Raw genomic sequence first — 12,876 nt, 5'->3', positions numbered from 1 at the left:
CGGTTACGCCCTGGACTGACAGGACCCCCGGTCCTTCTGCATGGACATTATGACGGGGTGGTCCCTGGAGAGGGTGCGGAGGACTCCTGACAGCCCATGCAGACGACTTCTGCAAATGACAGGACCTACCTACTGCGCTTGGACTTCGTCAGGCTGAGATCTAAGAACCACGCGCCAAGGGCGTGCAGTAAGCTCCTTTGGACCCTACTCTGACGTCCTTTCCGGCTCTGGCTGACGTCAGGTTGGGGTGTGCCCTAGCTTGACGTCAAAGTCTGAGTTGGCGGGCGTGGAAGTCGAAGTGCTTGGTGGGGTAGGCGTAGACATCGTTGAGTCTCATGGTGGGTTCGAAGAACGGGGCCCACCGGTCCGGGAACGGCATTGACCTCAAAAACCGCATCGACTGGAACTGCCCGGAACATCTGGTCCGGGCCGCCGCAGCCCTGGCGCCGGCCTGGGACAACATCTTGTCTGCGCCTTCGTGACCCCGCCGGCCAACTGAACAAGGACACAGCGTAGGGCTGCCTAAAAACTACTTTTCGGTACCCCTAAATTCGATTATCCTCGTCGTATCAGTCAGTCCCCCAATGACGAGGATTACATCATGGCAGTCCCCACTCTTACCGATCGCCCAGTAACCCCTCGGGTATGGTCGCGGTTGCTATTGCTGGGGCCGGCGTTTGTAGCCGCCATTGCGTATGTCGATCCGGGCAACGTCGCTGCCAACCTGACCGCCGGGGCAAGCTTCGGATATTTGCTGGTGTGGGTGTTAGTCGCCGCGAACGCCATGGCGGTCCTCGTGCAGTACCAGTCAGCCAAGCTGGGGCTGGCAACCGGCCTGAGCCTGCCGGAAATCCTAGGCAAGCGACTGGGGACCAAGCGGCGCCGGGCGTATTGGGCTCAGGCGGAGATTGTCGCGGGGGCGACGGACATGGCAGAGGTTATTGGCGGCGCCGTGGCGTTGAACCTGTTGTTCGGGATTCCGTTGCTGACCGGCGGGATCATCATCGGTGTGGCGTCCATGCTGTTGCTGGCACTGCAGTCACACCGCAGCCAAAAATCCTTCGAGTTGGCGATCCTGACCCTGCTCGGGGTCATCGCCGTGGGATTCGTCTCCGGCCTATTTGTGAACCCACCTGATGCCGGAAGCGCACTGGGCGGGCTGGTGCCGCGGTTCGAAGGGACGGACACCGTCCTGCTCGCGGCCAGCATGCTCGGCGCCACGGTCATGCCCCACGCGATTTACCTGCATTCGGCCCTGGCCCGTGATCGGCACGGATTCTCTCCTGACCCGATGGTGCGCATCAGGCTTATCCGGGCCACCCGTTTCGATGTGGCAGGAGCTTTGATGCTGGCGGGCGTGGTGAACATCGCGATGCTGTTGCTGGCAGCGTCGAGCCTGCGGGGTGTGGAAGGCACCGACACCATTGCCGGGGCCCACTCGGCTGTTACCGCGGCTTTGGGACCGGTGATCGGTGTCGTCTTCGCGATCGGGCTGCTTGCTTCAGGGCTCGCTTCGACCTCCGTGGGCTGCTACGCGGGGGCGACCATCATGGGCGGGTTGCTGAAGGTGCGGGTGCCGCTGCTCACCCGCCGGGTAATTACGTTGATTCCCGCCCTGGTGATTCTGGGGGCGGGCATTGAACCGACCCTGGCGCTCGTGCTGAGCCAGGTCCTGCTCAGCTTCGGGATACCTTTCGCGTTGATTCCGCTGATCAGGTTGACGGGCAAGCGCGAGGTGATGGGTATCCATACTGACTCCACCCCGTTGAAGATCGCCGGGTGGACCAGTGCGACGCTGATCGTCGGGCTTAACTGCGTCCTCATTTTTCTAACCTTCACCGGGCAGTCCTAACAACCCGGTTCCCGGGCTGGGTTAGCTGCGTGTTGTTACCCAGACCGCCTCCGCTGCCTCCGGGCCGATCTCGATGCCCGCATCGTGCCCGGCTAAACGGATAGTCGTTCCTGCTGCGAAGGGCCGGGGTTCGAGGACCGTTAGGTCCGTTCCGGGCAGTAGTCCCAGACCGGCGCAGTATTTGAGCAGGGCAGGGTCGGCATCAGAGACACGGACAAGGGTCAGCGCCGGCCCAACTGGTGCCGCGGAGAGTGGGATTTCAGCACCCGGCTCTGCCGCAGGTTCCGTTGGGGGGATCGGGTCTCCATGCGGGTCGCGTGCCGGATGGCCCAGGAGCTGGTCGAGCCTGGTGATCATGGTTTCGGAGACGGCATGTTCCAGGACGTCTGCCTCGTCGTGGACCTCATCCCAGCTGTAGCCCAATATTTGAACCAGGAACGTCTCAAGGAGCCGGTGCCTTCGTACCATGACCACGGCGTGCTCCCGGCCGGCAGCTGTCAGTTCCACATGTCCGTACCGGGCGTGGGTGACAAGGCCCGCGTCGGCCAGTTTGCGGACTCCTTCAGAAGCGGTGGAGGCACTGACGCCCAGGCCTTTGGCCAGCCAGCCGATCGTCACCGGAACGTCGGACCGCTCGGTGCCGGTCCAGATCAGCTTCAGATAGTCCTGGGCAGAGGAAGTCAGATCCGAAAAAGGCATGGTTCTGATACTAACGACCGGCGCCGGAGCGGCCGTCCGGGCAGGATAGTCTGGACTTGTCGATCCACCTGGTCCTGTACTGTCGTCAGGGGCCCGGGAAGCACGCGCCTGACGATCTGCTCTTGCGGCCGCAACGGGCCAGATGCACGACGAATGATCAAGGGAAAAGCGATGACATCGGAAAACACCACGCCCGAGGCCCCGCGGACCGCGGCAAACCCCACCCCGGCGCAGTCCGGGGGCATGCCTCTGGCTGCCCGCCGGCTGCTGATGATTGGTGGGCTCTGCCTCCCGGTCGGCCTTATCGCCGGCCCGTTTCTGCTGCCTGCCCAACTGCTGGCCGTTGCCGGGGTGGTCCTGCTCGCTGTTGCTGTTTCTTATCAGGCTGGGAAGCGCTGGTTCTCACGCTGGTCAGTGGCAATCGTGGTAGCTGGTGGGCTATGGCTGGCCGCGACGGCCGCCTACTATGCCTCGATCATGATCGCCGCTGACGTGTCGGCGCCGCTGCCCGGGTTCGCCCAGATCCTCTACAACGCCGGAGCGGTGTGCTTCGCGGCCATGGCAATCGCAGCCGTAACAGCGATCGTGCTCAGGATGCTCGCCGGCCGGCGTGCTGCCAGCGACAGGACAATTGAACCCCGGCCCTGAACCAACGAGGACCGATCGGAGCACGTCACCCCTTCCGGTGTTCAATGAACGCCGGAAGGGGTGAAGAGATGTCAGGCTCCGCGGTTGGCTTTTCTGCGCCGCACCCACATGGTGATGCCCAGAGCTGCAGCCAGCGCCCCGAACGCGATACCCACTGCCAGCGGCGCGTTGTCATCGTTGGGCCGCGGGGCGGTCGGCATCGCATTCGCAACTGAGGTCGCGGTAGGGGCGGCCGACGGGGCAGCTTCCGTTGAGGGGGCCGCTGACGCTACTGGTGCTGCCGCGGCCGGTGCCTGGACGGTGAAGGAGTACTTACCTTCGATGGGGTGCCCGTCGGAGGAGACGGCCCGCCACAGAACCGTGTAGGTGCCGGGTGCTCCGGGGGCGGTCTTGGTCGACAATGTTGGCCCGTCGACCGTTACGGTGCCGTCGGACACGGTGGTCCCGGCACCGTCGGTGACGGTGATGACACTCAAATTCAAGGACCCGGATTCAGTGGGTGGCTGATTCAGAGTCAGCGAGACAGCATCGGGCGCTGTTGTCACTACTGCATCCCGGGCCGGCGCCGTTGATGAAAGGGCATCGTGGGCCAGGGCGGGGGAAGCGGTCAATGCGGCAGGAACCAGCAGCGCTGCGACAGCTGCCAACCTGAGCCGGAACCGGTAAGTGGGGCGGAGTTTCATGGTGGTTTTCCTTCGTAAGAATGTGGTGCCGGCGTTCCATTAAGCGCGCGCCGGTGCGCGAGGCCGTGGTGGTTACGAGGCGGTGAAGCGTGGGTCAGGCGGTGCCCGGCGGCCCGCGGCGCGGATGTGCGCGCCCTACGGGTCGACACCGTATAGGGGCTTGCCGCCGGTTCAGGACCGGCGCGGCCGCGGGGTGAACGAAGGTGGCGGGGACGGGGAACAGGATCGGCCGGAGCCAGGCTGCCAGCGCCCACAGGGCCGCTTCGCCCTTGGCCAGCATGAGGGCAGTGGCCAGTGTCGCGGCAAGGTGGGCGGTGAGCATCGCAGGACCGATTTCCCAGGGCAGGTGCAGGTGGATCTCCGAGGCCGCAGGTGTGGCAGCCAAGGCACCCGATCCGGAGTGCCGATGACCCGCGGACAGGGCAGTGGGCACCGATGACGCTTCCGCTGCTGCACCGGAGAGCGCAGAGAACAGTGAGTGCAGCAGCACCTGCCCGCCGGTAAGGACCATGCCCAGGACGGGCGCCCGCAGCTTCCAGCGGGTGAAAATCACGACGGCCAGGACGACCAGGGCGGTGCAGGCTGCCAGTACAGGGGCCGGGGGAAGCCGGCCCCCGCCGAACAGGTGCGCTCCAGCGGCCAGGGAAGTGACCGACGCCGCCACGCCGGCCGTGCGCAGCAACCGGAACGGTGCACGCTGAGGTGTCACGGGCGCACCGCTCCTTCCGGCAGAGACTGTCGCCAAGGTGTCCGCCTGGGCGAGGTCTTGGTTCTACTTTGTGGCGTCAGCGAGTTTCTGGCGGAATTCCTCCACGGAATTCAGGGTAAGTTTTTCGCCGTTGAGGAAGAACGTCGGGGTCCCGGTCACGCCGAGTGCTTTGCCGTCGGCGATGTCCTTGCGGATCCGTTCCTTGGTTTCTTCGGCAGCGACGGTGACATCGTACTGTTCCATGTCCAGGCCGAGTTCCTCGGCGAATGTCCTGAAAAGGGCGTTCTGGAACTCCTGCTTTTCGCCCCACTGGGGCTGGGTTTCAAACATTTTGGCGTACATCTGTTCGTACTTGCCCTGCTGCGCGGCCGCTTCCACAGCCAGCGCGGCCTGGCCGGAGTTTTTGTGCCCCGGGAGGGGGAAGTAGCGGTGGATGAAGGTGACCTCGTCACCGAATTCGGCCTTGAGTTCCGCGACGACCGGTTCCGCCGCCCGGCAGGCCTCGCATTCAAAGTCGAGGAACTCGACCAACTGGGCCTTTTCGGTGCTCGGGGAGGTCACGCGGTGGCTGTTCTCGAGGACCAGCTCCACCTCGGCCGCGGGCTGCACCGCCGCGGGCTCCGGCTTGTTCAGGGTGAACACGGCGTACCAGATCGCGCCGGCGGCCACGATGGCGCCCAGCAGGATCCAGATGACAAGGCGGGCCTTCCTGGCCGCGCCCGTTGTGGTCTTGGCGGGTGTGGTTTTTGTCTGTGACATCAGTGGTGGATGCTTTCCTGGTCGCGGTGGGAGGCTGGTTCGATCTGGAAGGTGGAGTGTTCGACGCTGACGTCGAAGTGTTCGGCGACGCAGCGCTGCAGGTCAGCCAGGATCGTCGCCGCGTGCCCATCGGTCATGCAGCCGTCTTCGACGGTGACGTGGGCCGAGAGCACAGGGGTGCCCGAGCCGACGAGGGACGCGTGCAGGTCGTGGACGTCGATGACGTGGGGCAGGGCCAGGATGTGGTCGCGTACGTCGCCCAGGTCCAGCCCGGCGGGGGCGTTTTCCATCAGGACGTTCACGGTGTCCCGGAGCAGCTTCAGGGTGCGGGGGATGATCAGCACGCCGATGAGCAGCGACACGACGGCGTCAGCCTGGACCCAGCCCGTGAGTGCAATGACGATCGCGGCGACGATGACGGCAACGGAGCCCAGGGCGTCGTTAAGGACCTCCAGGAAGGCCGCTTTCATGTTGAAATTATGGTTCCGGCCGGAGGCGAGGACGATCAGGCCGACGGCATTGCCCGCCAGGCCGATGACACCGAACCAGAGCATGGTTGACCCGGCGATTTCCGGGGGTTCGAAGAACCTGCGGATACCTTCGACGATGACAAAGCCGCCGACGCCCAGCAGCAGGGCAGCCTGGAACGCCGCGGCGATGATTTCGGCGCGTTTGTAGCCCCAGGTGCGTTTCAGCGTCGCCGGTTTCAGCGCCAGCGACGCGGCGATCAACGCGATCAGCAACCCTGCCGAGTCAGTGAACATGTGCCCGGCGTCCGCCAGCAGCGCCAGGCTCCCGGTGAGCAACGCGCCGACGATTTCCGCCACCATCACCGCGAAGGTGATCGCGAAGACGATAATCAGCTTTCCGCGCTGGCCGGCTCCGCTTCCGGCGTGGTCGTGGCTGTGCCCGCTCATGCCTGGACTCCTATCGGACCCGGCACGGCAGGGGCTGCCGGAGCCGCTTGTGCATCTGGGGCGGGGGCATCGGCTGCTTGTTCGCATTCGGGGTCAGGGCAGGTGCAGACGGCGTCAACGGTGAGGATGGTGGAGAGCAGATCATCGAGGGCGTGCCTGAGCCTGCCGTCGGAGAGCTCGTAGCGGACGCGCCGCCCGTCCGGTTCGGCTGCGACGAGCCCGCAGTCCCGAAGGCAGGCCAGGTGATTGGACAGGATCTGCCGGCTCACCCCGATCTGCTCGGCGAGATCAGACGGGAACGCGGGGCCGGTCCGCAACTCCATCAGGATCGCGGCCCGGGTCGGATCACCAAGAGCCCTGCCGAAGCGGGCCAGGACTTCGATCGGGGAAAGGATACGCATACGCCCAATGATACAGAAATCAATGGATTCAGCTAGTTCTGTATTAACGTGCGGCCGCATGGATTGCAGCGGGGCTGCGGTGGATTCAGTCATGGCCGGGTTTGCCTGGGGCGCGGTTGGTTCTGGCGCCCAATTTGGCGAGCATCGCATTGTATTCGTCCAGCTCGGCGTCGTGGTTCCTGTCGGCGGCCCGGTCGATGCGGCGCATGTCGCGTGCATCGGAGCGGGACCACATGATCGCGACTCCAATCGCGATCAGGAGCGTGGGAACCTCGCCGATGCCCCAGGTGATGGCGCCGGCCATCTGCTGGTCGGCCAGGGGGGAAAGACCCCAGTCCCGGCCCAGGCCGGTGAACCAGTCCGGCTGCAGCAGCGTGGTGGAGCCCATTAGGGTGACGCCGAAGAAGGCGTGGAAGGCCATCGTGGCGAGCAGCAGCAACAACCGCAGCGGGTAGGGGGCGCGGCGGGGCAGCGGGTCGGTGCCGATCATGGACAGGACGAACAGGTAGCCGGTGATCACGAAGTGGACCGTCATCAGTTCGTGCCCGGCGTGTTCGCGCAGTGCGAAGCCAAAGGCATCGGAGTAGTAGAACAGCACGATGGAGCCGGCGAAGTTCGCTGCGACGAAGAGCGGGTGGGTCACTATGGCCGCTGCCGGGGAGTGCACCAGGGCCATGACCCATTCCCGCGGGCCCCGGGTGCCGTCGTGCCGCGGCTTCAGGGTTCGGAGGGCCAGGGTGACCGGGGCGCCGAGGACCAGGAACACCGGGACGATCATGGTCAGGGCCATGTGGTCGAGCATGTGGGCGCTGAACAGCACCCGCCCGTAGACCGAGGGGCCGCCGGAGGTGAAGAACACCAGGGCGGCCAGGCCGATGAGCCACAGGACGGAACGGATCCAGGGCCAGCTGTCGCCGCGCCGGTTCAGCGTTCGGGCCGCGCGGAGGTAGAGGTAGGCGGCGGTGATTGCGACGGCGATCCAGAGCCAGTCCGGCCGCCACACCGTAAACCACCGCTCCGGGGTCAGTTCCGGGGGGAGGAGGTAGCCGGTGAGGATTTGCGCCGGCGTCAGCGCGGGTTCAATTACCTCCCCGCCCGGAGGAGGTGTGCGGCTCAGCGCAGCGGCAAGTCCGCTGACCGCGCCCATGATGAGCACTTCAACAACGATGAGCCGCCAGAACAACCGCCCCGTCCGCGCGGTGCCGGAGGCGTCGGTCAGGGCGGGGATGAGCCGTGTGCGGTGCAGGAGTCCGAGGCCGCCCAGGATCAGGGTGCCGGCCGTTTTGGCCAGCAGGAGCACGCCATACGGGGATCCGAGCCCGGTGGGCAGGTCAAGGCGGATGGCGGCGTTGATCAGCCCGGAGGCAACGACGAGGATGAAGGCGAACCCGGCGAGGGTGGAGAACCGCTTGATGACGGCCACAGTGTCTTTGCCCAGGGCGGTGCCGGCGGCGGCCAGGGCGATCAGGCCTCCGAACCACAGGCTGACACCCACCAGGTGCAGGCCCAGGGAGTTGATGGCTTGTTCGTGGTCGGTGCCGCCGGCGGCGTGGCCGATCAGGATCATCGGCAGTAGCCCTCCCATGGCCAGCACCGCGGTCGCGGCAAGCCCTGCGGGGGAGCGGAGCGCGAACGTCGCCGTCGCCACCGTCGCGGCGATGACCACCACCAACAGCCAGGCCGCGCCGGTCGGGAGTTCGGTCACGTAGGACCCCAGCTGGGAAGCGAACTGGGAGCTGCCTGAGATCGGGATTCCGGCGATGTCGGCGAAGCTGAACACGATGACGGCCAGCGCCGAGAAGGTCCAGAGGATGCTGGCAACAGAGGCCAGCAGCATGATGCGGGTGAAGGCAGGGTGTTCGGGGGCGCCAGTCTCCGTGTCCCGGCCGGACGGCTTGCTTCGCCGCGGCGGTGACAGCGCTGGCGGGACGATGAAGGCGGCAAAGACCAGGGCGCCGATCGTGGCGGCCGCGGAAATGTTGTGGATGGTCTGGACGATGCCGTAACCCCACCTGACCAGCGCGCCCGGGTCGCGTGTTTCGGCTGGCAGTACGCCTCTGCCATACACGGTGGCTGCTACGACGACAGCGATGGCGATCAGGCCGGCAATGGCAAGCCACCACAGTTTCGGTGCTGGTGTTCCCGTGGACCTAGCGGACACAATGAATCCTTAAAGCTGTTTATGTGGGTACTGCCGGTAATGCCCGGAGCGGGCGGCAGTCCGAGAGGCACCACGGCGCCGCTCTTAATTCTACCGGCTGTAGAAGAACTTCCATCAAGGCGTTGGGGGACAGGCTGTGCGCCATGTTGCCCCGGCATGGACGGGCGGCAGCCTAGACCGGCATCAGGAACGTGCCTGCGAGGTTCTGCAGCTGGTAGATCCACTGCACCCAGAGCCCTGAAACCATCAGGACGCCGAGGGCGACCAGCATCACCGCCCCGGCGATGTTCACCTTGCGGATGTGGGCCCGCACGACCTTCAGCACCCGGGATACCCAGTTCAGGCCCAGGGCCACGAGGGCGAACGGGATGCCCAGTCCCAGGCAGTAGACGAAGGCCAGCAGGGCGCCGCGCCAGGCGTTACCGGCAGTCACGCTCAGGCTCAGGACTGCGCTGAGCGTCGGTCCCATGCATGGGGTCCAGCCGAGGCCAAACACGACGCCCAGCAAAGGGGCACCGGTCAGGCCCCCGCGGATGGGGGACCGGAGCTTCTTGGTCTGCTGGAGCCAGGAAAACCTGCCCAGCAGCACCAGTCCCATCAGGATGACGAAAACGCCGAGGATCCTCATCAGCGGGTCCTGCCAGCGCACCAGCCATGATCCGACGGCGCCGAAGGCGGCACCGTAGAGGGTGAAGACCGCGCCGAAACCGAGAATGAAGAGGCCGACACCGGTCAGCACCCGTCGCCGGTTGTGGGGCTGTCGCGGGTCGGTCAGGCCGGAGACGTAGCCCAGGTAGCCCGGGACCAGCGGCAGGATGCAGGGCGAGAGAAACGACACCAGCCCCGCAATTGCGGCCAAGGGCAGTGCCAGGACCAGTGCCCCGGAGAACACGGTCGAGGCAAAGAATTCACCGATGTCCACCCGTTCAGGTTCCTTTCTTTGCCGGGCCGGTCACAGATCCCAGGATCAGCAGCCCGGCCCCGGCCACAACGAAAACGTCGGCCAGATTGAACGTGGGGAACCAGCCGGTGTGCAGGTAATCAACGACTCCTGCCCCGTCCAGCCGGTCCACGAGGTTCCCGAGCGCGCCGCCGAGCAGAAGGGCTGCGCCGGCCCGTGACGGAGCCGTCCGTTGCGGGGCGGACCGGAACAAAAACACGGCCAGCACAACAACGAGTACGGCTGTGGCCGCGGCAACCGTCCATGGCGGCAGCGAGGCCCCGAGGCCGAAGGAAACCCCGGTGTTGTAAGCGACCCGAACGTTCAACAAGCCGAAGTCCAGGGCGCTGCCGTGACTGCCGTGGCCCAGCGCCTGCAGTACAACGAACTTGACCAGCAGGTCCAGCACGGCCAGGGCGGCCGCCGAGAATGCCAGCAGGCGACGGGCGGACCGGGCCTGCCCTGTCATCAGACCGTTCACGCGGCCGCCCCCGGGCCGCGGACGCCGGTGCGAAGTGACTCAAGGGACGGCAGACCGGACAGGCCACTGCCGGTCGGATAGACCCGGCAGCTGAGACCGGTTCCTGCCGCGGAAGGAAACAGGTCCCGCCCGTCGCTGATGAATGACGGGGAGCCATGGAACTGGAGGGCAGCGGCTTCGGCCTCGGAGGTCAGTTCCAGGACCGTCACGAGGCCGGGGTCAAGACCTTCTGCCCGCAGCGCAGCATGGAAAAGCTCCAGCGCCGGCGAGGAATTCGGGCAACCCGGTGTCGTGCGCAGTTCAAAGGACACTGCTCAGTCGTCCCGGCGCACCAAGGGAAGGGCCATACTGCCGGGCCCGGGCTGAATCACCGGCTCTGACCCGCAACCCTCACAGCACGCCGCAGCTGGTGTTGCCGCTGCCGAAGAACCGCCCGTAGGGGAGGTGGTAACGGCAGCAACAGAGTCCTTGCCCGATTTCGTGGAGGGTGCGCAGCAGTCGTCGTGGTGGGCGTCGGCGCCGGGGACGGTGCAGCAGACATCACCCTTCCAGGCGTTGATGCCTTCGCGGACGGCGATCGCGGCGATCACCAGCGCGGCTCCGGCATCGGCCCACCACCAGCCCAGGGTGCTGTTCAGGACCAGGCCTACCAGCAGGACCGCGGAAAGGTACGTGCAGAGCAGGGTCTGTTTGGAATCTGCCACCGCGGTCCGGGACCCCAGTTCCCGGCCGGCGCGGCGCTGCGCCCAGGACAAGACCGGCATGATCGCCAGGGACAGGGCGGCGATCACGATGCCCGGGGTCGAGTGCTGCGCTTCCCCGCCCCCGGTCAGGGACCGGACCGAATCCACGGTAACGAACAGGGCCAGGGTGAAGAAGGAGAACGCGATGATCCGCAGCGTGAGGTGTTCGCGCCGCTCGGGATCCTTGGCGGAGAACTGCCAGGACAAGGCGACCGCGGAGGCGACCTCGATCACCGAGTCCAGACCGAAGCCGATCAGCGCCGAGGAGTCCGCGACGTTCCCGGCCCACAGGGCCACGACGGCCTCAATGACGTTGTACGTGATGGTCGCGGCCGCGAAGAGTCGAATGCGCCGACTCAGGACTGCGCGGCGCTGTGTCATCGGCGCAGGCTGGAGTGTTGCGCTCATGCCACGCACGTCCCGTCCGGAGCGCAGCAGGCCGGGTCAACGGCCAGCACCACACCTAGCAGATCCCTGATCGCGTGGCCCAGCCGGGCGTCGGCCAGTTCATACCGGGTCCGGCGCCCGTCCGGAACAGCCACGACCAGACCGCAGCCGCGCAGGCAGGTCAGGTGATTGGACATGCTTTGCCGCGAGACCGAGAGGGTGTCTGCCAAGTCGGACGGGTAGGCGGGCGCGTCAGCCAGAGCCAGCAGGATCCTGGCCCTGGTCGGATCAGAGACCGCGTAGCCGAAGCGCGCGAGCACCGGGGCGTGCGTGAGGGTTTCCATACCTTCGAGAGTACATTCCAGGATGTATCAATGTAAAAGGTCGGCCAACCCCTGCCGCGAAAGCATGAATCCCTAGATGCCCATACGGTCCAGGATGGCGTCTTCTTCCTCGTCGGAGCTGTTGCGCTTGCCGGCCCGGCTTTCCCGGCGGGCCTCCAGGACCGCCTCAGAGGGGTCCTCGGCCTGGTCTTCACGTTCTTCCCGTGCGATACGGGCCTGCTGCCGGGCGGTGTACCCAAAGCCGACGAAGGCAAGGATTCCGAAGGTCAGCCACTGCAGCGCGTAGGAAAGGTTTGATCCTTCCTGCACGGCTGGTGCGGAGAGCTGCGCCGGTGCCACGTTGCGACCCGGCGATTCCGCTGCCATCAGCCCGTAACTGCCCGTCAGCAGTGGGTAACTGAGTTGCCGGGCGTAGGCGGGCAGGGCGATACTGGGTAGCTGTCCCTCCGGGGCTGTCCGTCCATCCAGTTCCGGTTCGGAGGGTTTCAGCCGGACGACCACCTGGACGTTTCCAGCCGGCGGGTCCGGAACAAGGTCCGGGTACCCGGCCCTGGCGTTGCCGATCGGCAGCCATCCCCTGTTCACGACGATGGTCTCCCCGGAGGCAACCCGGAACGGAACCAGGACCTCATACCCTGGTGCCGAATTTTGTGGCCTGTTCCTGACAATCCTTTGATCCTGTGTCAGGTACTGGCCGGTGATTGAAACGGTGCTCCACTTCACCTCAGGATCGGCGGTTTCGAAATACTGCTTGGCAACTGCGAACGGCACGGGATTCTTGTCGTAATTGTCCTGGACGCGGCGGATTTCAGCGACGGCCTGATTTCTGCGGTCCATCTGCCACTTACTTAGCCCGGCGCACGCTGCGGCAACCATGGCGGCCAGAAGCAGGAAGCCGACCCAGCGACGGGTGAAAAGGAAACGGTATGTCATAGCCTGCCCTGGCCCTGGGCTGCCGCTTCGGCCAATTCCCGCAACGCGCGGCACTGGCTCCGGTCAGAGGCCGTGACCGACCGGACGGGCGCGGGGGCAAGGTTTGCGATTCTGGAGGCACACACTCCTTCAGCGTAACGGTCATGCCTCCTGCTGCAGGTCCGGAGGTCAATGGACCCGGCGGCCATCCCATCAAGAGCACAGGAGGTGCCGTTATGG

The 12,876-nt window shown here is 65.7% G+C and carries 16 protein-coding genes; 2 read left to right on the top strand and 14 right to left on the bottom strand.

What is annotated here, in order from left to right:
- Positions 1-265: 265 nt before the first annotated feature.
- Positions 266-463, bottom strand: coding sequence for a hypothetical protein (locus ASPHE3_RS21780; RefSeq protein ID WP_013603047.1), 198 nt, complete (start codon positions 461-463; stop codon positions 266-268).
- A gap of 138 nt (positions 464-601) precedes the next feature.
- On the opposite strand from ASPHE3_RS21780, the gene ASPHE3_RS20350 reads away from it, so the two are divergent.
- Entirely contained in the window at positions 602-1,852 is a 1,251-nt protein-coding gene (locus tag ASPHE3_RS20350) for an Nramp family divalent metal transporter (protein WP_013603046.1), read from the top strand.
- 21 nt (positions 1,853-1,873) lie between these two features.
- On the opposite strand, the gene ASPHE3_RS20345 is transcribed toward ASPHE3_RS20350, so the two are convergent.
- Complete coding sequence (locus ASPHE3_RS20345; RefSeq protein ID WP_013603045.1) at positions 1,874-2,551, bottom strand: metal-dependent transcriptional regulator; 678 nt, start codon at positions 2,549-2,551, stop codon at positions 1,874-1,876.
- 171 nt (positions 2,552-2,722) lie between these two features.
- On the opposite strand from ASPHE3_RS20345, the gene ASPHE3_RS20340 reads away from it, so the two are divergent.
- Positions 2,723-3,199 carry a hypothetical protein gene (locus tag ASPHE3_RS20340; protein WP_148258201.1) on the top strand — a complete coding sequence of 159 codons (477 nt, stop codon included), beginning with the start codon at positions 2,723-2,725 and terminating at the stop codon, positions 3,197-3,199.
- 71 nt (positions 3,200-3,270) lie between these two features.
- On the opposite strand, the gene ASPHE3_RS20335 is transcribed toward ASPHE3_RS20340, so the two are convergent.
- The 12 genes from ASPHE3_RS20335 to ASPHE3_RS20280 form a co-directional block, all read right to left on the bottom strand.
- Positions 3,271-3,882, bottom strand: a complete 612-nt coding sequence (locus ASPHE3_RS20335; RefSeq protein ID WP_013603043.1) for a copper resistance CopC family protein — start codon at positions 3,880-3,882, stop codon at positions 3,271-3,273.
- Positions 3,883-3,976: 94 nt separating this feature from the next.
- Positions 3,977-4,591: a hypothetical protein gene (locus ASPHE3_RS20330; protein ID WP_013603042.1), complete on the bottom strand. Its 615-nt coding sequence runs from the start codon at positions 4,589-4,591 to the stop codon at positions 3,977-3,979.
- Between the two features lie 63 nt (positions 4,592-4,654).
- Entirely contained in the window at positions 4,655-5,350 is a 696-nt protein-coding gene (locus ASPHE3_RS20325) for a DsbA family protein (RefSeq protein ID WP_013603041.1), read from the bottom strand.
- On the bottom strand, positions 5,350-6,267 hold the full coding sequence (locus ASPHE3_RS20320; protein ID WP_013603040.1) for a cation diffusion facilitator family transporter: 918 nt from the start codon (positions 6,265-6,267) through the stop codon (positions 5,350-5,352). The genes ASPHE3_RS20325 and ASPHE3_RS20320 overlap by 1 nt, the downstream gene beginning before the upstream one ends.
- Positions 6,264-6,668 carry an ArsR/SmtB family transcription factor gene (locus ASPHE3_RS20315; protein WP_049786164.1) on the bottom strand — a complete coding sequence of 135 codons (405 nt, stop codon included), beginning with the start codon at positions 6,666-6,668 and terminating at the stop codon, positions 6,264-6,266. Before ASPHE3_RS20315 ends, ASPHE3_RS20320 begins: the two co-directional genes overlap by 4 nt.
- Positions 6,669-6,753: 85 nt before the next feature.
- Positions 6,754-8,829 (bottom strand): cytochrome c oxidase assembly protein, encoded by a 2,076-nt coding sequence (locus ASPHE3_RS20310; RefSeq protein ID WP_013603038.1) that lies wholly within the window; start codon positions 8,827-8,829, stop codon positions 6,754-6,756.
- Between the two features lie 172 nt (positions 8,830-9,001).
- A complete protein-coding gene (locus ASPHE3_RS20305) occupies positions 9,002-9,751 on the bottom strand; it encodes a cytochrome c biogenesis CcdA family protein (protein ID WP_013603037.1) in 750 nt (249 codons plus the stop codon).
- Positions 9,752-9,755: 4 nt separating this feature from the next.
- A complete protein-coding gene (lspA, locus tag ASPHE3_RS20300) occupies positions 9,756-10,238 on the bottom strand; it encodes a signal peptidase II (RefSeq protein WP_041653603.1) in 483 nt (160 codons plus the stop codon).
- 8 nt (positions 10,239-10,246) lie between these two features.
- Positions 10,247-10,561, bottom strand: coding sequence for a hypothetical protein (locus ASPHE3_RS20295; protein ID WP_013603035.1), 315 nt, complete (start codon positions 10,559-10,561; stop codon positions 10,247-10,249).
- A 3-nt stretch (positions 10,562-10,564) separates the two neighbouring features.
- A complete protein-coding gene (locus ASPHE3_RS20290) occupies positions 10,565-11,401 on the bottom strand; it encodes a cation diffusion facilitator family transporter (protein WP_013603034.1) in 837 nt (278 codons plus the stop codon).
- Positions 11,398-11,724 carry an ArsR/SmtB family transcription factor gene (locus tag ASPHE3_RS20285; protein WP_013603033.1) on the bottom strand — a complete coding sequence of 109 codons (327 nt, stop codon included), beginning with the start codon at positions 11,722-11,724 and terminating at the stop codon, positions 11,398-11,400. The genes ASPHE3_RS20290 and ASPHE3_RS20285 overlap by 4 nt, the downstream gene beginning before the upstream one ends.
- 72 nt (positions 11,725-11,796) lie before the next feature.
- Entirely contained in the window at positions 11,797-12,657 is an 861-nt protein-coding gene (locus ASPHE3_RS20280; RefSeq protein WP_013603032.1) for an SURF1 family cytochrome oxidase biogenesis protein, read from the bottom strand.
- Between the last annotated feature and the right edge of the window lie 219 nt (positions 12,658-12,876).

This window comes from Pseudarthrobacter phenanthrenivorans Sphe3, assembly GCF_000189535.1.
GTDB lineage: Bacteria > Actinomycetota > Actinomycetes > Actinomycetales > Micrococcaceae > Arthrobacter > Arthrobacter phenanthrenivorans.
The sequence above is the reverse complement of the archived record's forward strand: the minus strand, read 5'-3'. Positions and strand labels throughout refer to the sequence as shown.

What these genes read in the sequence shown, in the direction of transcription:
- ASPHE3_RS21780 (WP_013603047.1), bottom strand. Translation starts at nt 463, where the DNA reads ATGTTGTCCCAGGCCGGCGCCAGGGCTGCGGCGGCCCGGACCAGATGT.
- ASPHE3_RS20350 (WP_013603046.1), top strand. Translation starts at nt 602, where the DNA reads ATGGCAGTCCCCACTCTTACCGATCGCCCAGTAACCCCTCGGGTATGG.
- ASPHE3_RS20345 (WP_013603045.1), bottom strand. Translation starts at nt 2,551, where the DNA reads ATGCCTTTTTCGGATCTGACTTCCTCTGCCCAGGACTATCTGAAGCTG.
- ASPHE3_RS20340 (WP_148258201.1), top strand. Translation starts at nt 2,723, where the DNA reads ATGACATCGGAAAACACCACGCCCGAGGCCCCGCGGACCGCGGCAAAC.
- ASPHE3_RS20335 (WP_013603043.1), bottom strand. Translation starts at nt 3,882, where the DNA reads ATGAAACTCCGCCCCACTTACCGGTTCCGGCTCAGGTTGGCAGCTGTC.
- ASPHE3_RS20325 (WP_013603041.1), bottom strand. Translation starts at nt 5,350, where the DNA reads ATGTCACAGACAAAAACCACACCCGCCAAGACCACAACGGGCGCGGCC.
- ASPHE3_RS20320 (WP_013603040.1), bottom strand. Translation starts at nt 6,267, where the DNA reads ATGAGCGGGCACAGCCACGACCACGCCGGAAGCGGAGCCGGCCAGCGC.
- ASPHE3_RS20315 (WP_049786164.1), bottom strand. Translation starts at nt 6,668, where the DNA reads ATGCGTATCCTTTCCCCGATCGAAGTCCTGGCCCGCTTCGGCAGGGCT.
- lspA (WP_041653603.1), bottom strand. Translation starts at nt 10,238, where the DNA reads ATGACAGGGCAGGCCCGGTCCGCCCGTCGCCTGCTGGCATTCTCGGCG.
- ASPHE3_RS20290 (WP_013603034.1), bottom strand. Translation starts at nt 11,401, where the DNA reads ATGAGCGCAACACTCCAGCCTGCGCCGATGACACAGCGCCGCGCAGTC.
- ASPHE3_RS20285 (WP_013603033.1), bottom strand. Translation starts at nt 11,724, where the DNA reads ATGGAAACCCTCACGCACGCCCCGGTGCTCGCGCGCTTCGGCTACGCG.
- ASPHE3_RS20280 (WP_013603032.1), bottom strand. Translation starts at nt 12,657, where the DNA reads ATGACATACCGTTTCCTTTTCACCCGTCGCTGGGTCGGCTTCCTGCTT.